Below are 17,272 nucleotides of genomic sequence, written 5' to 3' on the forward strand. Positions count from 1 at the left end.
GATAGTTATCGCGCATAAAGCTAGCAGGTTATGCCAATTGCAGAAGCTTTTGAAGCCGACTACGCAAGCACCTGCCCCGCCCTTTAGTCCTAGACTGGCGCTACCGAATCGACAACGAAAGGACTAAAACGTGGCGAGTCTCTGGCTGTTTTTCCTGGCATTGGCGGTGGTTTTTCTGCTGCCCGGCCCAGACATGATCCTGCTCCTGCAAACCGGCGCGCGTCAGGGCCGCGGCGCCGCATTGGCCACGGCGATAGGCCTGGCGATTGCTCGAGGTTGTCATGTGGCATTGGCGGCGTTGGGGCTGGCGGCGCTATTCAAAGCAGCGCCGTGGGCGTTCGAAGTGGTGCGGCTCGCCGGTGCGGCGTATCTGCTGTGGATCGGCATTCAATGCCTGCGCAGCACACTGCTGCCGAACCTGACGACAGGTGAAACTGCCGATAGCCACGGCCAATGGCGCGCAGCGATCCGCCGAGGTTTGCTGACCAACCTGCTCAACCCCAAAGCCCTGTTGTTCTGCTCAGTGCTGTTGCCGCAATTCATCGTCGCCGACGGCGCGCCAGTGCTGAGCCAGTTCGCCCTGCTCGGTGCGCTGCTGGTCGGCGTCGGTCTGCTGTTCGACAGCGCCTATGCGCTGACCGGCGCCGCGCTGGGCCGTTGGCTGCAACACAGTCCAACGGCGCAACGCGTGCAGCAATGGTTGTTCGGCAGCCTGTTGATCGGTTTCGCCGTGCGCCTGACCTTCGTCCAGCAGGCTTAGCCTTTGCGGGCCTTGCGCTGACGACGGCTGATCAACAGCAACGCGGCGGCCGTGACCAAGACAATCGCGCCAACCTGCACCGGCCACTTGTATGGTCGCAGCGTCGCGCGTACGGAGTCCGTGACCTGGGTGACGTAACGCTTGTCGGCGTTTTCGAAATCCGGGTACGGGCACTGATTGCCGAAATCCACCGCCCACAACACGTACGGGCCTTCCTTGATGTAACGCTGATACAGCGCGCTCTGCTCTTCGAGGCTGCTGTTCCAACCCGCCGCGTTGCACAGCACGGCAGCAAACGCCTGGCTGGTGTGCGGCAGGTTGTCGGCGGCGCGGCTGGCCAATTCGGTGGCGACGAAACGGTAGTGATAGCGCTGATCCGGTTTCGCTTCGCTGGCCTTCTGGCGCTGCACTTCGGCTTCGCTGACCAGCGGGCCGACTGTCAGCTCGGTGGATTCCAGGCTGAAGTTACCGCCGAACGTGGCGTAATCCGGGGCCATCTCGTAACCGAGGATGTCCATGCCCCACTCGCGCGCTGTCCACGCGGCGTTGTACAGCGCACTCGCGCGTTTAGTCGGCCACCACGCGGAATCGGCTTTCAAGCGTTGCTCACCGTAGAGCCGCGCCTTGTTTTGCAGGTAGGGATTGTCGAAATACGCGACCGCTTCGGCGTAATGCCCTTCGCGCAGCAAGCGCCGACCGAGCAGATTGCGCAGGCTGGCGGCGACCGGCAGCGGCACGTAGTTGTCGCGCTCCTGTGGAGTCAGTGCGGGCGGTGCCGGGACGTTATCGTCGACGTATTTTTTCAGCTCTTGAACCGTCAGCACGCGTTCGGCCACGGTCGCCGCATCGAACCAATAGGCGCTGTTACTGCGATACAACTGCACGAACGCTTGCAGGTATTCGCCGCGCTGCAAGGCGAGAATCGCGCTTTCGCCTTCGACCCGGCATTTCGGCTGCAGGCTTTCGTACGCCCAGTCCGGCGTGCGGCGATAACCCCAATCTTCTTTCTGCGGGAAGGCCTGCGCGGCTTTCGAATAGGCTGCGGCGGCGGCATTTTTGTCGCCGTCACGTACCGCCAGTTTCGCGCGCAGCCACCACGCGAGTCCGCCGTCGCCGGCATTTTCCAAGAAAGCCTTGGCGCCCGCGTAATCGCCCTGTTGATAACTCATCGCTGCCAGACGATCAGCATTTTCGAGACTGCCACGGGTGCTGTTTTGCAGCAGCTTCACCAGTTTCTTTTCGTTCGGCGGTTCGTCGCCAAACGACCAGCCCTGACGGCTGACCAACGAAGCCGTGACCAGTTGCTGCACCGATGTGTGCTGAAGCAATTCGGCCAGTTCGGCCTCGGGCAATTCCGCCAACTCATTCATCAATTGCTTGAGCGAGGTGTAACCCACGGCGGAACCGTGCAGGTTCTGCGCTTCATACAATTCGATGGCCCCGTTCCAGTCGCCCGCCGCGCGCACCACCCGCGCCTCTTCGCCGAGGCTGGCGACACCCAGCTCCAACGGATCGCTGAAACCGTCGATGCTCAGTTGCCGAGCCTGACGGAACGCATCACGCGATCGCTCCAGCGCGACGACCTTATCCCCGGCTTCGCTGCTCATGGCGAACAACGTACGCCCGAGAGAATACGCAGCCCAGGTGCTGCGCAAGGGACGCTGATCCGCCGGCAGCGCCAGGAGCTTGTTGAAATATTCGACGGCGAGTTGATGATCGCCCGTGGCAAACGCCACTGCGCCAGCCACGTACAAGCGGATTTCCGCCGGCAGGCTGGCGCCCTGCACCTCGACCTGATGCGCATCGGTCAGGCCGCGCAGTTGCTTGACCAGCGTTTGCTGCTCGGCGCTCAACCCTAGCTGTTCAGCCTTATCGCGCGCCTCGGCGGCTGCGTTTTCTTCGCCGTACAGGTCGTCGGGATTGTGCGTCGCCGCCGTGACGTTGTTCAGCCCGGCGATGGCTTTGCCGAGGCGGCTGAGTTCGAAGTTGAAATTGCCCTCCGGCAGATCCGCCAGGGTTTGCCCGCGATTGTCGAGCAGGCGCATCGGGAAGTCCGGGCCGCAGGCCAGCGCCGAGCCCAATGGCAAGCAGAGGCTCAGGCAGAGCAGATGGCGGGGCCAGTTACGGGTCAACATGCGAACCTCCTTGATCAATATGTGCGCAACGCGCCCAACCGATGGCGCGTTGTCCGCCCGCCGGCAATCGGCCGTCGCGCAGGCGGGTGAAGGTAAGCAGATCCGGGCCTTGTTGCAATGCATAACCGGCGAGCGCATCGGCACCTTCACAGCTTTGCGCCTTCAAGGTGATTTGCGCGGGCCAGGCACTGTCGAGGTTGCCGGGGTTGTCGAGTTTGATGTCGTAAAGACCATCGTTTTCGCTGAACGTCACGCCGAGCTGGCTAACGAGTTGATCGCCACGGGCCACCGCGCGCAACGTGGTCAGACTCCAGGCGCGGCGATCGTTGGCCAGCGGCAAACGAAACCAGATTAACCCGGCCAGATGCGCCGGCGGGTCTTCGCGCAGGGTCTTGCCGAGTTGGCTCAATTGCAGCGGATCGGCGAGCAGTTCCTGACGCTCGCCACCGCGCTCAAGCTGCACCTCACTTTCCACCAGCGGCGCCCCACCGTCGTCCGGCAACAGCGCGACACCGTAGGCCGGCAGCGCGAGATAAAACGGTTTATCGGTGATTCGCGACCAGGCCTTGGCCCATTTCAACGCCTGAGCAGAATCGAACAATCCCCGACGCGGGTCACTGACGGCGTGGACTTGCAGCACGCTGCTGTCGACGGTTTGCAGGAGTGTCGGCAATTGCGCGCTGTCGAGCCAGGCTGGCAGTGCGGTGATGCTCAGCGGGATCTCTTTCGGCAATGCCGAGCGCAGCTGTTTGAGGAATTCAGCGTAGGCCGGTAAACGCGCATTACCGGCGTCGTGATCGATCTCGACGCCGCTCAGCGTCAGGCCTTGCGCCTGCCAATCGGCGAGCACTTGGAGAATCTGTGCAGTGACTTGATCCTGATCCAGCGACTTGAGTTGCCCGTCGAGACGAATCACCGCGATCAACGCACGGCCATCGGCTTTCAACAACGGCGCATCGATTCGCGCGCGGCTCCACCCGGCATTGGGGAAGGCTTGCAGGGCTAACACGCGCAGCGTCGAGAAATCATTGTGGCTGTCGCGCAACGCCGACTCATGGGCTGGCGTCCATTGGCGTTGCCAGATGTAGAGTTGTTGGTCGAGGGGTGGCGCGTCTTGCTGCTTGCAACCCACAAGCAAGATGCCCAAGAACAGACCAACAATAAACCGCATACCTTCCAACCCCCGAACGCCACAAGGCTGCAAGGTTACACAAAAACCCTGTAGGAGCTGTCGAGTGAAACGAGACTGCGATCTTTTGATCCTGTTTTTTAAAATCAAGATCAAAAGATCGCAGCGTGCCGCAGCTCCTACAGAGGTACTCCGGGTTTACGGGCGATGATGATCTGGCTTTTGGCAATCACCGAGTCCAGCGCCTGTTTGATCTGCGCGCCACGTGGCGAGCTGAGCAACGCCTGCCAGGTATCCGCCCAGTGATTGAGCAACGGATGATCCGGGTTGTTCAAATCAACCTTGGCTTCCCAGAACAACAGCATCCACACCGACCAGTAAAACCCGTGCTGGCTGTGGCTGATGATCTCCAGCCCGGCATCGCTGACCATCGTCTTGAACTGCTCTTCGCTGATGATCCGAATGTGGTTGGGCTTCTGGAAATACTCATCGGCGGCGATGCCTATTTGCAGGTTTTCGGAACTTGAATGCGGCACGCTCAGCAGGTACATGGCACCCGGCTTGCCGACCCGTACCAGTTCAGAAAGAAATTGCGCCGGGTCATCGACATGCTCGATCACTTCGGTGGAAACCACCCGCGTTGCCGTGGCGTCGGCTATCGGTAAAGGATTGCAGTCCGTGACATGGCATTCGATATCGCGCGCCGGCGTGTCGCTCAGGCGCTGACGGGTCGCTTCGACCTTGGCCGCGTCGATGTCGGCGATGATGATTTTCGCCCCGCGCATGCCGCAGAAATGCACATTGCCGCCATCACCGCAGCCGACGTCGAGCAATACGTCGTCAGGGCTCACCACAAAGCCTTTGAACAGCTCGCCGGTGGCTTCTGTGTACCAGCCGCTGAGCACCGCGTCGTGCAGGCCGACCATGTAAGAATCTTTTTTCTCGGGGATCACAGCGGCAGGCGGCTCGGCAACTGGAGTCGGTGCAGTCGGCAATAATTTTTTCAAAAGTTGCAGCATGAAAACGCTCCAGAGGATCGGCTGGCATCGGCGAACCGGTTGCCTGGCAAGTGATGGAACAAAACGCCCGGCACAGCGATGGCGCACAATTTTTCGATGGCCATGATCCGTTTGCCGGTCATGACGTGCGCCCTGCATCCAGAGGTTTGCGGGCGATGATGACCTGACTTTTCGGCATCAATTGATCGAGGGTCTGTTTGATCGCATGGCCATCGGGCTGGGCCAGCAGGTCTTGCCAGGTGCGGGCCCAGCTTTCCATCAACGGTGGATACGGCGCCTGAATACGATCACGCACCGCGCCGCCGGGATCTCTGCCGGCCGCGCGCTCGCTCGCCCAGAAAAAAATCATCCCCATCACCCAGAAAAATCCATTGGCCTGGCGATGCTCGATTACCAGACCCGCGTCCTCTACCAATGCGGCGAAACGCTCCGCGGTAAAAATCTGCACATGATTGGGCGATTGGTAATAGCTGGCCGGGGCGATGCCCTTCTGCAAATGCTCGCCCACCGGTGCCGGTACGCTGAGCAGGTATTGCGCACCGGGGCGCCCCATGCGCACCAGTTCGGCCATGAACGGTTCCGGGTGGTCGATGTGCTCCAGCACTTCCATGCACACCACTTTGCTGGCGCAGCCATCGGCTAATGGCAGCGGCAGGCTGTTGCTGACCAGGCCCAGGTTCAGTTGATGGCTTTGCGCGTCGACCTGCCGGGCAAGATCGCGCACCTTGTGGTGTTCACTGTCAGTGAAAATCACCGAGGCGCCCTGTCGGACAGCGAACAATGTTGCCACGCCTTCGCCGCAACCAACGTCGAGCAGCGTGTCATCCGCCGTGATTGCAAAACCTTTGAGCAATTCGCCCGAGGCGCCTAAAAACCAGCCGTCGAGCACGGCGTCATGCAAACCGACATCAGCAGGCGAAACGCTGGGGAGCGGCGCAGGCTCGGGCATCGGTGGGGGCGCGGGTAACCATCGTGCGAGCAGTCGCCGAATCATGCGCGCGAGACTTGTGCAGGAGGCGTCTGAGCCGATTGCAGACGTTGTTCAAAAAATGCCCGCAAACGCTGTTCGGTGTTGTCCTGACTGCAAAAACGCTGCAGATTGCTGACGGCGTGGGCCGACATTCTGGCGTAGCGCTGACCATCGGTTTTCGCCACGTCATAGCTGGCGCGATAGGCCGTACACAGCGAATCCCAGTCGGTCATGTAGCGCATCGTCCGATACGCCGCGCGGGGATCGTGCGGCCAGGCCGTGAGCTCTTCAGTGAAATCGACGATGAACGCACAATCGCCGTCGATGTAATCGGCCATTGCCGTGTTCAGCGGTGCAATCGCCGGTTTGCCGCACGACATGAATTCCATTAACGGCAGGCACTGCCCTTCGCCGTAGGAGCTGTTGACCACGTAGCTGGTGGCCTGCACCAGCGCTTCATAATCAGCATCAGCCAGATAGCCGTGGATCAGCACGATCCGGCATTGGTACGTCTGATTCTTGTAGAGATGATGCACCATGTCGTACAGCGCATTGGCGATGTCATGGTGGGTGAGTTTCAGCACCAGCGTTGCATCGGGCACGTCACGAAAAGTGCTGCAGAATGCACTGATCATGTCATGCCAATTCTTGCGCCCGTCATAGGGATTGAACACCGAGGTGTAGACCACGCCCTCAAGTTGCACCGTGCAATCCTGCGGTGGACCGCTGAACGACATCGGCGTCCCCTCTTGCAGCTCGCTTGGGCCATACGGCCGCAAGTCGACGGTGCGGCTGTCGATCAACAGACCTCGCAAATTCAACTGCACGTTTTCCACCACTGAGCTTTTGCTCAATGACTGACCACGCGCAGCGAAGCGATCCCACACCGGCGCCGGGATTGCACACACCGGATAATCGGCACCCATCACATCGCGCACGGTATTGACCGTGAACGTCGAATGGGTGATCGCCCTGCCGCAGGCCTCCAGCACCACACGCCAGTCATGGCGCGGTTCACCCTGCCAGCTCTCGGTCGGAATGGTACTGAATTCCCAGGCAAATACCGGAATGGTCGGGCATGCATAATGAATCGGCGTGCGATGCGGCGGCGAGAACGACAGGTAAACACATGCTTCGCCACGGCTCAGGCAATCGAAATACAGGCGATCGACCAATTCGTCGGGATTACTCACCTCGATGACCTGCCCGATGCGTTCCAGCACCGGGCGGAATTCCTTGAGCACGAAGTAATAGCTGTACTCGGGCCGGCCGAGGTTTTGCTGGATATTGCTCTTGTTGGTTTCCGAATGAATGATGATCAGCATGAGGCAGCCCCCGCTTCGATTGGCTGCGAAGCGACGTCACGGACAGGTGTCAGCCCGAGAAACGCTGCCAGGCGTTGCTGCACAGGCGCGAAACCGCAGTAATCGTGCATACGCTGATCAGCGGCGGCGGCCATGGTCTGGTAAGCCTGCGGATGATTTTTAGCCATCGCGTAGCTGTCCTCGTAAGCGGTTTTCAGCGAGCCCCAGTCCGGGCGATGGCGCAGCGTGCGATACAGAATCCGCACGTCCTCCGGCCAGATGGTCGGCTCGCGGCTGGACTTGACGATGAACCCGACTTTCTCGTCGATGTAATCGCGCATGGCCGTGTGGTTTGGCGCGATCACCGGACGGGCGCACGACATGAATTCCATCAACGGCAGGCACAACCCTTCGCAGCGTGACGCGTTGACATAGAAACTCGCCGCGCCATACAACCGGGCGAATTCCTCGTCTTCCAGATAGCCATGCATGACCACCACGCGACAGGCAAAGGGCGACAGTTGCGACAGCAACGTGATCAGATGAACGTAGTAACTCGACAGGTCGTTCTGGGTGATTTTCAGCACCAGCGTCGCGTCTTCGACATCGCGCATGGCCCAGCAGAATGCCGTGATCAAGTGATGCCAGTTCTTGCGCCCGTCATCGGGGTTGAACACGCTCACGTAGACCACGCCACTGACGTCGATCTGTGCGTACTCGCTGGTATCGGGCAACACCGCTTGAGGATGTTCGACTTGCTCCATGGCTTGCGCGACCGTCGTCGCCAGAGGCAAGGGCTCGGGGGCCGGCGTACGCAGACCGGAAAGCTTTTGGCGCAGCGCATCGGGCAATAAATCGCTGACGGCTTCGCGATACCACATCAGCAGGTTGTGCTTGAGCAGAAACAGCGGCCGATGCTCGGAAGGACGGGTGAAAGCTCGAACGCCTTCACGCAGATAATGCCTGGTGATGAATGCCCGACGGCGCGGGGTCAGCTCGGGAGGTGGCAGAGGTTCTGCCGGCGTCTCCTCGACCGGCTCGGCCAGGCCACGGGTTTCCAGTTCCTGCTCGTTGTGAATGGGCGCAATCAGACCGTCGGCAGACAACCCCAGAGCGCGGCTGTCGATGATGCAACCCTTGATCTGCAACGTCGCTCCGGCGTTCACCGCTGCGGGCGGAAATTGCTGACGCACAGCGGCAAAACCTTCCCACAATGGCGTGGGCAGAACCAGTACAGGAAAGTCTTCACCCAAGGTGCGGCGGATCGCTTCGGCCGTGTGGCTGGACAGCGTGATCACCCGGCCATGCCGCGCCAGCGTCTGGCTCCAGTCCTGGCGGGGATCATCGGGGTGGCACTCGGAAGGGATCGAGTCATACTCCCACGCGATCACGCACACCGTCGGGCATTGCAGGTCAGTCGGGGTTTTATGCGGTGGCGAGAACGAAAGAAACAGACACTCTTCACCGGCCTCTCGCAGGTGTCGATACAGCGGATCGACTTCAGCCGCCGATGCCACGACATGCACCCGCCCAAGGCTTTCCAGCACAGGGCGATAGGCCTTGAGCACGAAGTAATAGCTGTATTCGGGACGCCCAAGACTCTGGCTGATGGAGCGGTCGTTGACGTCCGAGTAAAGAATGAAATTCATGGCATTCCACGATGAAACCACCATCCCGGCAGTCTCATGCTATGACGGCCAAGCGTCGGATCGAATCGGCTTTACCGGCTTTCGTCCTTCGTCATGGGAAACGTCTTCGTTCTTGTTTTAGTGGTTGGTTTCACTCTGGCTCGCGACCCTTGCGACAAACTTTGAAGAATGGCGGCGAGGGGCATTCTAAACACATCCATCAAGGATTCGTGAACCGCCCGGCGAGAATAAATTTGGCTACGCTGACGAGAACTGACCGGTCACGGTTTGGCCAGTTGAAATTGCTCGGCAATTGGCACAGATTGACAGCAAATAACTACAACAACGTTTTCGCCTGTCGTCTTAGCGGATTTTCCAACCGATCTGACAGACCCTTCTCTAAAGCCTGTAGGAAGTGCTGCGAAAACCAAGACCAAGGGGTCGCTGTTTGAAAAAGCGTCTGTTCGTCACGGGTCTCAGTGGATTCGTTGGGCAACATATTCAGTCACGTTTGGCCTCGCCTGATTCTGCGTGGGAACTGCTGCCTGCAGCTTCACGTTTTGATCTGACGGATCCCGACAGCCTTGTCGACCTCTGGCCGCAAATGCCCGACGCGGTCATTCATCTGGCCGGTCAGACGTTCGTCCCCGAAGCCTTCCGCGACCCGGCCCGCACCCTCGACATCAATCTGCTCGGCACCCTCAATCTGTTACAGGCCCTCAAGGCCCGTGGCTTTCAGGGCACCTTTCTGTACGTCAGCTCTGGCGACGTTTACGGTCAGGTCAGCGAGAACGATCTGCCAATCACCGAACAACAAGCGCCCTGCCCGCGCAACCCGTACGCGGTGAGCAAACTCTCGGCCGAATTTCTCAGTCTGCAATGGGGTTTGAGCGAGGGCTGGCCGGTGCTGGTCGCGCGGCCGTTCAACCACATCGGCAGCGGGCAGAAAGACAGTTTTGTCATCGCCAGTGCGGCGCGGCAGATCATTCGCATCAAGCAAGGCCTGCAAGCACCACAACTGGAAGTCGGCGATATTGACGTCAGCCGTGATTTTCTCGATGTTGGCGACGTGGTTTCGGCGTATTTCGCGCTGCTGGAAAAGGGCCAGGCAGGACAGGTTTACAACATCTGCTCGGGGCGGGAGCAGAGCATCCGCAGTCTGATTGAACAACTGGCCGATCTGGCCGAAGTAACCATGCAACTGGTTCAGGATCCGGCGCGTATGCGACGTGCCGATCAGCGTCGCGTTTGCGGCAGCCATGCAAGGCTGACCAAAACCACAGGATGGGCGCCTGAAATCACCACACAACAATCCCTGCGGGCGATCCTGTCCGACTGGGAGAAGCGAGTAAAACAATAATGACTAAAAGTGCACTGATCACGGGGATCACCGGCCAGGACGGCGCTTATCTGGCGAAACTGTTGCTCGACAAGGGCTACAAGGTTCATGGCCTGGTTGCACGGCGCAGCAGCGATTCGCGCTGGCGCCTGCGCGAGATGGGTGTCGAAGCCGACATCGTTTATCTCGACGGCGACATGGCCGATGCCTGCTCGGTACAGCGCGCGGTCATCAAATCGGCGCCGGACGAAGTCTATAACCTCGCCGCGCAAAGTTTTGTCGCCGCCTCCTGGGATCAACCGGTGACCACCGGCATCGTCGACGGTCTGGGCGTGACGCACTTGCTCGAGGCGATCCGTCAGTTCAGCCCGCACACGCGCTTCTATCAGGCCTCGACCAGCGAAATGTTCGGCCTGATCCAGGCTGAGCAGCAGGACGAGAACACGCCGTTCTATCCGCGCAGCCCGTACGGCGTGGCCAAGTTGTACGGTCACTGGATCACCGTCAACTATCGCGAAAGCTTCAACCTGCACGCCAGCAGCGGCATCCTCTTCAACCATGAATCGCCCCTGCGTGGCATCGAGTTCGTCACCCGCAAGGTCACCGACGCTGCCGCTCGCATCAAGCAAGGCAAACAGCAGGAGCTGGCCTTGGGCAACATTGATGCGAAACGCGACTGGGGTTTTGCCGGCGATTACGTCGAAGCCATGTGGCTGATGCTGCAACAGGACAAGCCTGACGATTTCGTGGTCGCCACCGGCGTCACCACCACGGTGCGCGAGATGTGCCGCATCGCCTTCGATCACGTCGGCCTCAACTACCGCGATTACGTGAAGATCGACCCGGCGTTTTTCCGTCCGGCCGAAGTTGAAGTGCTGCTCGGCAATCCGGCCAAGGCTCAGCGCGTGCTGGGCTGGAAGCCGAAAACCGACCTGGATACCTTGATCCGCATGATGATGGATGCGGACATGAAACGCGTCGCCAAGGAGTAGGCCATGCTGATCCCCGTGATTTTGTCCGGCGGTGCCGGCACTCGTTTGTGGCCGGTGTCCCGCGAGGGCCATCCGAAACCGTTCATGAATTTGCCCGACGGCCAGTCGCTGCTCGGCAAGACCTACCAGCGCGCGGCAGCTTTGCTCGACGGCTGGGGCGACATCGTCACGGTGACCAATCGCGAGTACTACTTCCAGAGCAAGGATCACTATTGCGCCGCCCACGTCTCGCGCCATCGCGGGCACTTCCTGCTGGAGCCGACCGGGCGCAACACTGCGCCGGCGATTGCTGCCGCAGCCTTGTCGCTGCAAGCGCTGCACGGTGATGACGCGATCATGGTGGTGATGCCGGCCGACCATTTGATCGTCAATCAGGATGCGCTGAAGACCGCCGTCGAGCACGCGGTGAATCTGGCCAAGGACGGTTATCTAGTGACCTTCGGCGTGATCCCGACCGCAGCGGAAACCGGCTTCGGCTACATCGAAACCGGCGCGCCGCTGGACGCCAAAGGCGCGGCGAAAGTGCAGCGTTTCGTCGAGAAACCCGATCTGCAAACTGCCACGCATTATCTGGAAAGCGGCAACTTCCTGTGGAATTCGGGGATGTTCTGCTTCACCACTGCCACCGTGATTGCCGAGCTGCAATTGCACGCGCCTGAACTGCTGGAACAGACCCGCGCCTGCATGGCCGCCAGCGCACCGATCGAAACCGTCGGTTGCCTGCAACAAGAGCTGTCGCCGGCGCTGTTCGCGGAAATCACCGACATCTCCATCGACTACGCGCTGATGGAACGCTCGGAAAAAGTCGTGGTGGTGCCGGCCGGTTTTGACTGGAGCGACATCGGTTCGTGGGGCGCCGTCGCGGCTCTGGTGCCCGCCGATGCCGACAACAACCGCGCCAGCGGCGACGCGATCTTCATTGATAGCCACAATAACTTCGTGCAGAGCGAAGACCGGCTGGTGGCGACGGTGGGTGTGGATAACCTGATCATCGTCGACACCGCCGACGCGGTGCTGGTGGCCCACGCCGACCGGGCGCAGGACGTGCGTCGGGTGGCCAAGCAACTCAAGGACAAATCCCACGAAGCCTATCGGCTGCACCGTACCGTCAGCCGCCCGTGGGGGACTTACACGGTTCTCGAAGAAGGGCCGCGTTTCAAGATCAAGCGCATCGTGGTCAAACCCGGTGGCAAGCTGTCCCTGCAAATGCACCATCACCGCAACGAACACTGGGTGGTCGTCGAAGGCATGGCCAAGGTCACCAACAACGGCACCGGCACCACGCTGGTGGCGAAAAATGAATCGACTTTTATTGCCGCCGGCCACAAACATCGCCTGGAAAACCCCGGGGTGATCGATCTGGTGATCATCGAAGTGCAAAGCGGCGAATACCTGGGAGAGGACGACATCGTCCGCTTCGAAGACCAATACGGCAGGACGGTTTAAATGCTGCTTTCCCTGTACCGCTCGTTGTACAGCTATCGGGGATTCATCCTCGGTAGCGTCAAGCGGGAGTTTCAATCGCGGTATCGCAACTCGCTGTTCGGTGCGCTGTGGACTGTGCTCAACCCGCTGTCGATGATCGTGGTCTACACAGTGATTTTTTCCCAGATCATGCGCGCGCGCCTGCCGGGTGTTGATGACGGCCTGGCTTACAGCGTCTACCTGTGTGCAGGCCTGCTGACCTGGGGACTGTTCGCCGAAATTACCTCGCGCAGCCAGGGCATGTTCCTCGAAAACGCGAACCTGCTGAAAAAAATCAGCTTCCCGCGTATCTGCCTGCCGGTGATTGCGCTCCTCAATGCCGGCATCAACTTCGCGATCATTCTGGGATTGTTCTTCGGCTTCCTGCTGATCAGCGGACGCTTGCCTGGCATGGCTTTGCTGGCGTTGATCCCGCTGCTGATCCTGCAAGTGATCTTCGCCGCCGGGCTGGGGATGTTGCTTGGCATTCTTAACGTGTTCTTTCGCGACGTCGGTCAGATGTTCGGAATTTGCCTGCAATTCTGGTTCTGGCTGACACCGATCGTTTACCCGCTGTCGATTCTGCCGCCGGGCATTCAACACGTTATCGGACTGAACCCGATGACCCCCCTGATGACCAGTTACCAGAATGTGTTTCTCTATAACCAATGGCCGGACTGGTCCTCGCTGATTCCGTTGTTAATCATCGGTCTGTTGCTCTGCGCCATGGCGTTGCGGCTGTTTCGTCATCGCGTCGGTGAAATGGTGGACGAGCTCTGATGGGACATATACGCGTTACCGGCCTGGGCAAGGCCTACAAACAGTACCCGAATCGCTGGAGCCGCCTGTTTGAATGGTTGGTGCCGTTTTCCGGAACCCGCCACCATCAGCACTGGATCCTGCAAGACGTCGACTTCGAGATCAAACCCGGGGAGGCCGTCGGCATCGTCGGCGTCAACGGCGCAGGTAAAAGTACCCTGCTGAAAATGATCACCGGCACCACCCAGCCGACCTGTGGCCACATTCAACTGGAAGGCCGGGTTGCCGCGCTGCTGGAACTGGGCATGGGTTTTCACCCGGACTTCACCGGCCGACAGAACGCCTTCATGTCAGGTCAGTTACTGGGCATGCAAGTCGAAGAGATTGAACAACTGATGCCGCAAATCGAAAGCTTTGCCGAAATCGGCGAAGCCATCGATCAACCCGTGCGCACCTATTCCAGCGGGATGCAGATGCGTCTGGCGTTCAGTGTCGCCACCGCGCGACGCCCGGACATTCTGATCGTCGACGAAGCCTTGTCGGTCGGTGATGCCTACTTCCAGCACAAAAGCTTCGAACGCATACGCAGCTTCCGCGCGGCCGGTACCACTCTGCTGATCGTCTCCCATGACCGCTCGGCCATTCAGTCGATCTGCGACAGCGCCATTCTTCTCGAAAACGGGCGTCTGGCCATGCGCGGCAAACCCGAAGAAGTCATGGACTATTACAACGCCATGCTCGCTCAGCGCGAGGGGCAGACGGTACGCCAGGAAATGCTTGCCAACGGTCAGGTGCAAACCATTTCCGGCACCGGTGAAGCGGGGATTGTCAGTGTGCGCCTGCTCGATGCACGCGGGCGCAGCCTCGAAGTCGCAGAAGTCGGTCAGCCTGTGGTGCTGGAGGTGCAGACCGAAGTTCGTAAAGACATCGAACGGCTGATTCTCGGTTTCATGATCAAGGATCGCCTGGGTCAGGCCATCTACGGGATCAACACCCATCGCCTCGACAAAGCCGTCACCGACCTGAGCGCCGGCGAGCGCGTGACCTTCCGCTTCGCCTTCGACATGCGTCTGGGCAAGGGCAGTTATTCGGTCGCGTTGAGCCTGTCACGTCTCGACTCGCACCTGGATCGCAACTTCGAATGGCGCGATTACGGCCTGGTCTTCCACGTCATCAACAATCGCCAGGAAGACTTCGTCGGCTGCTCGTGGCTGCAAGCGCAAACCGACATCACCCGCTCCAGTGAACCCCTTGTACAAACGCCTGATATGGAGATCTTGCGATGACGCGACTGTTGGTGGAGTGCACTTACGTTTTCGAACACCCGACCGCCAACTCCGGCATTCAACGCGTGGTGCGCAACGTCATCCAGCAACTGCCGGCGGCCGATGAAACCGTCGAATGCATCCCGGTGGTGATGATTGATGGTGGTCTCTATGAAGTGAAAAGTCTCGCCCCGCTGAAATCACCCAAGCTCGACCTGGTGAGCCTGCGCGTGAAGCTGGAGCAATGGGCCAACGCCTTCTGGCTGCGCCACCGTGCACTGGAGCGCCGCCGTCCGTTCAGCCAGTCGCATTTCGCCCGCCGAGTGCTCTACGTCGGCTGCCGGCTCAGCGCATTTGCCTGTTTCAGTTTGCCTATGCGCGTGCTCGAACGAGTCCTGAAAGGTAAAACCATTCCCGAACGTTGCGTCCCGTTAGCCCACCGGGCGGGCGATCAATTGGTGTTGCTCGACTCGTCATGGCACGCCAATTTTTTCCCCTTGGCCGAGCAACTCAAGCGTGACGGCGTCGGTATCATCTCGGTGATTTACGACCTGATCCCCCTGACCCATCCGCAGTTCTGCGATGCCGGCCTGGTCAAGGTTTTCAACGACTGGTTCGACTGGATCGCCCGCACGGCCGATGGCTACGTGGCGATTTCGACGACTATCCGCGACCAAGTGCGCGAGGAGATGCTGCGCCGGATTGGCGCGCAACAAGTCGAACAACGCTGGTTTGATTATTTCCACCTGGGTTCAGAGCTGGATCTGAGCGATGCCGGTGCCGAGGTTGATCGAGCCTTGCTGCAGATGTTCAAAACGGCCGAGCCGGTGTTCCTCATGGTCAGCACCATCGAGCCGCGCAAAAACCATGCTTATCTGCTGGATGCCTTCGAACGCGCCTGGACCACGGGATCCACGGCACGCTTGTGCATTGTCGGGAAAATTGGCTGGAAGTGTGATGCCTTGGTCGAGCGCATTCGCAAGCATCCAGAACTGAACCGCCGTTTGTTCATGTACAACTCTCTGTCGGACAGAAGTCTGGAACATGCCTATTCCCACGCCACCGCGCTGGTGTTCCCGTCTTACGTCGAAGGTTTCGGCTTGCCACTGGTGGAAGCCATGCAACGAGGATTACCGGCAATGGCCAGCGATATTCCGGTGTTCCGCGAAATCGGCGACGATTACATAGCCTATTTCGATCTGGCAGACCCGCAAAGCCTGACCGATCTGGTGACCGGTATGGAGCACTCCGGCAAGTTTCCGGCCGCCCTGAGCCTTGAGCAATGGCGTTGGCTCAGTTGGCGCGAAGCGAGCGCGCAATTGGTTCAGCGGATCGAGCGCAACCTGAACACATCGCTGCCTACCGAAGAGAAGCAGCATGCGCATAGCGCTTAACGCCAGAATTCTGCAGGCGCCGCGCACCGGCATCGGCCATTACGTCGCCGAACTGGTCAACGCCTTGCGCAGCGAACCTGATGTCGAGGTTACGCTGTTCCACGGCTGGGGCTGGAGTTCGGCGTTGCCGGAAGCGGCCATGCCCGGTTACTCGCGATTGACGCCACTGCTGCGGCAAATCCCCGGAGCCTATCAGGCGCGGCGCTGGCTGGAGCAGAAGCGTTTCGATCAGGGCCGCGCGCAAGGCATCGATCTGTACCACGAGCCGAGCCTGTGGCCGCTGGCCTTCGACGGCCCGACGGTGATTACTTTGCACGACCTCACGCACCTGCATTTCCCCGACACACAGCCCGCCGCGCGGCTCAAGGAAATCGAGCGGCGACTGGCGATCGGCGTTGCGCAGGCGCAGTTGATTCTCACCGACTCGCAAGCCATCGCCGATGAGGCTCAGGATTATTTCGGCTTGCCGGCCGAGCGCTTTGTGGTCGCCCCGTTGGGCGTCGCGGCACGCTTTCATCCGCGTGAGCCATTGGCGATCGACGCGGTGCTCAAAACGCACGCGGTTACGGCGCGCGAATATTTCCTCTGTGTCGGCACTTTGGAGCCGCGCAAAAACCTGACGCTGGCCCTGCGCGCCCACGCCTTGTTGCCAGAAGCCGTGCGCGAGCGCTTTCCGCTGCTGATCGTCGGCATGGCCGGTTGGCAGCGCGATCAATTCAGTGACGAGTTGCGTCAAGCCTTGGCCAGCGGTCATGTGTGCCTGCTCGGTTACTTGCCCGATGAACACGTGGCGCAATTGCTCGCCGGTGCACGGGCACTGATTTTTCCTTCGCTGTACGAAGGTTTCGGTCTGCCGGTGCTGGAGGCAATGGCCAGTGGCACGCCGGTGGTGGTCACCGGTTCTTCGGCGATGCCGGAAGTAGCGGGCCCGGCCGGCAACTATATTCAAGCTGACGATGCACAAGGCTTGCGCGATGCGATGAGCCTTTTGATCGACGATCAAGCACATTGGCAGGCATGCCGAGAAGCCGGATTGCAGCAGGCACGGCTTTTTTCCTGGGAGCGTTGTGCACAGGCCACGGCCGGTGCCTACCGCCAGGCCATGGGAGGTTGA

General features: G+C 60.0%; 14 protein-coding genes. 8 read left to right on the forward strand and 6 right to left on the reverse strand.

What is annotated here, in order from left to right; genetic code table 11:
• Nucleotides 1-130 precede the first annotated feature (130 nt).
• Nucleotides 131-760, forward strand: a complete 630-nt coding sequence (locus ACIP66_RS11875; protein WP_400648229.1) for a LysE family translocator — start codon at nt 131-133, stop codon at nt 758-760.
• Here ACIP66_RS11875 and ACIP66_RS11880 read toward each other — a convergent pair.
• From ACIP66_RS11880 to ACIP66_RS11905, 6 genes are all read right to left on the reverse strand, one after another.
• The gene (locus tag ACIP66_RS11880) at nt 757-2,895 is read right to left on the reverse strand and encodes a hypothetical protein (RefSeq protein ID WP_400648232.1); all 2,139 of its coding nucleotides are present in this window, start codon (nt 2,893-2,895) and stop codon (nt 757-759) included. The two genes, ACIP66_RS11875 and ACIP66_RS11880, sit on opposite strands and share 4 nt — an antisense overlap.
• Nucleotides 2,882-4,066, reverse strand: a complete 1,185-nt coding sequence (locus ACIP66_RS11885) for a DUF3142 domain-containing protein (RefSeq protein ID WP_400648234.1) — start codon at nt 4,064-4,066, stop codon at nt 2,882-2,884. Before ACIP66_RS11885 ends, ACIP66_RS11880 begins: the two co-directional genes overlap by 14 nt.
• Before the next feature lie 137 nt (nt 4,067-4,203).
• On the reverse strand, nt 4,204-5,043 hold the full coding sequence (locus ACIP66_RS11890; protein WP_400648236.1) for a class I SAM-dependent methyltransferase: 840 nt from the start codon (nt 5,041-5,043) through the stop codon (nt 4,204-4,206).
• Nucleotides 5,044-5,161: 118 nt separating this feature from the next.
• A complete protein-coding gene (locus ACIP66_RS11895) occupies nt 5,162-6,037 on the reverse strand; it encodes a class I SAM-dependent methyltransferase (protein WP_400648238.1) in 876 nt (291 codons plus the stop codon).
• Nucleotides 6,034-7,338, reverse strand: coding sequence for a glycosyltransferase (locus ACIP66_RS11900; RefSeq protein ID WP_400648240.1), 1,305 nt, complete (start codon nt 7,336-7,338; stop codon nt 6,034-6,036). The genes ACIP66_RS11895 and ACIP66_RS11900 overlap by 4 nt, the downstream gene beginning before the upstream one ends.
• The gene (locus ACIP66_RS11905; protein ID WP_400648241.1) at nt 7,332-8,966 is read right to left on the reverse strand and encodes a glycosyltransferase; all 1,635 of its coding nucleotides are present in this window, start codon (nt 8,964-8,966) and stop codon (nt 7,332-7,334) included. The genes ACIP66_RS11900 and ACIP66_RS11905 overlap by 7 nt, the downstream gene beginning before the upstream one ends.
• A 427-nt stretch (nt 8,967-9,393) precedes the next feature.
• Here ACIP66_RS11905 and ACIP66_RS11910 point away from each other — a divergent pair, with 427 nt between their 5' ends.
• Genes ACIP66_RS11910 through ACIP66_RS11940 form a run of 7 tightly spaced genes read left to right on the forward strand, consistent with a single transcriptional unit; the run spans nt 9,394 to nt 17,272 of the window.
• Nucleotides 9,394-10,305 carry a GDP-mannose 4,6-dehydratase gene (locus ACIP66_RS11910; RefSeq protein ID WP_400648243.1) on the forward strand — a complete coding sequence of 304 codons (912 nt, stop codon included), beginning with the start codon at nt 9,394-9,396 and terminating at the stop codon, nt 10,303-10,305.
• A complete protein-coding gene (gene gmd / locus ACIP66_RS11915; protein ID WP_011336673.1) occupies nt 10,305-11,276 on the forward strand; it encodes a GDP-mannose 4,6-dehydratase in 972 nt (323 codons plus the stop codon). The genes ACIP66_RS11910 and gmd overlap by 1 nt, the downstream gene beginning before the upstream one ends.
• Before the next feature lie 3 nt (nt 11,277-11,279).
• Nucleotides 11,280-12,722 carry a mannose-1-phosphate guanylyltransferase/mannose-6-phosphate isomerase gene (locus ACIP66_RS11920; RefSeq protein ID WP_400648245.1) on the forward strand — a complete coding sequence of 481 codons (1,443 nt, stop codon included), beginning with the start codon at nt 11,280-11,282 and terminating at the stop codon, nt 12,720-12,722.
• Nucleotides 12,723-13,520, forward strand: a complete 798-nt coding sequence (locus tag ACIP66_RS11925; RefSeq protein ID WP_053125263.1) for an ABC transporter permease — start codon at nt 12,723-12,725, stop codon at nt 13,518-13,520.
• The gene (locus ACIP66_RS11930) at nt 13,520-14,785 is read left to right on the forward strand and encodes an ABC transporter ATP-binding protein (protein WP_400648248.1); all 1,266 of its coding nucleotides are present in this window, start codon (nt 13,520-13,522) and stop codon (nt 14,783-14,785) included. Before ACIP66_RS11925 ends, ACIP66_RS11930 begins: the two co-directional genes overlap by 1 nt.
• Nucleotides 14,782-16,158: a glycosyltransferase family 4 protein gene (locus tag ACIP66_RS11935; RefSeq protein ID WP_400648251.1), complete on the forward strand. Its 1,377-nt coding sequence runs from the start codon at nt 14,782-14,784 to the stop codon at nt 16,156-16,158. The genes ACIP66_RS11930 and ACIP66_RS11935 overlap by 4 nt, the downstream gene beginning before the upstream one ends.
• Complete coding sequence (locus ACIP66_RS11940; protein WP_400648254.1) at nt 16,142-17,272, forward strand: glycosyltransferase family 4 protein; 1,131 nt, start codon at nt 16,142-16,144, stop codon at nt 17,270-17,272. The genes ACIP66_RS11935 and ACIP66_RS11940 overlap by 17 nt, the downstream gene beginning before the upstream one ends.

It is taken from the genome of Pseudomonas sp. NPDC088429, assembly GCF_044753305.1.
Taxonomy (GTDB): domain Bacteria; phylum Pseudomonadota; class Gammaproteobacteria; order Pseudomonadales; family Pseudomonadaceae; genus Aquipseudomonas; species Aquipseudomonas rustica.

Excerpts from the sequence above, each read along its gene's own strand:
- ACIP66_RS11880 (WP_400648232.1), bottom strand. The coding sequence starts at position 2,895 with ATGTTGACCCGTAACTGGCCCCGCCATCTGCTCTGCCTGAGCCTCTGC.
- ACIP66_RS11885 (WP_400648234.1), bottom strand. The coding sequence starts at position 4,066 with ATGCGGTTTATTGTTGGTCTGTTCTTGGGCATCTTGCTTGTGGGTTGC.
- ACIP66_RS11890 (WP_400648236.1), bottom strand. The coding sequence starts at position 5,043 with ATGCTGCAACTTTTGAAAAAATTATTGCCGACTGCACCGACTCCAGTT.
- ACIP66_RS11895 (WP_400648238.1), bottom strand. The coding sequence starts at position 6,037 with ATGATTCGGCGACTGCTCGCACGATGGTTACCCGCGCCCCCACCGATG.
- ACIP66_RS11900 (WP_400648240.1), bottom strand. The coding sequence starts at position 7,338 with ATGCTGATCATCATTCATTCGGAAACCAACAAGAGCAATATCCAGCAA.
- ACIP66_RS11905 (WP_400648241.1), bottom strand. The coding sequence starts at position 8,966 with ATGAATTTCATTCTTTACTCGGACGTCAACGACCGCTCCATCAGCCAG.
- gmd (WP_011336673.1), top strand. The coding sequence starts at position 10,305 with ATGACTAAAAGTGCACTGATCACGGGGATCACCGGCCAGGACGGCGCT.
- ACIP66_RS11920 (WP_400648245.1), top strand. The coding sequence starts at position 11,280 with ATGCTGATCCCCGTGATTTTGTCCGGCGGTGCCGGCACTCGTTTGTGG.
- ACIP66_RS11925 (WP_053125263.1), top strand. The coding sequence starts at position 12,723 with ATGCTGCTTTCCCTGTACCGCTCGTTGTACAGCTATCGGGGATTCATC.
- ACIP66_RS11930 (WP_400648248.1), top strand. The coding sequence starts at position 13,520 with ATGGGACATATACGCGTTACCGGCCTGGGCAAGGCCTACAAACAGTAC.
- ACIP66_RS11935 (WP_400648251.1), top strand. The coding sequence starts at position 14,782 with ATGACGCGACTGTTGGTGGAGTGCACTTACGTTTTCGAACACCCGACC.
- ACIP66_RS11940 (WP_400648254.1), top strand. The coding sequence starts at position 16,142 with ATGCGCATAGCGCTTAACGCCAGAATTCTGCAGGCGCCGCGCACCGGC.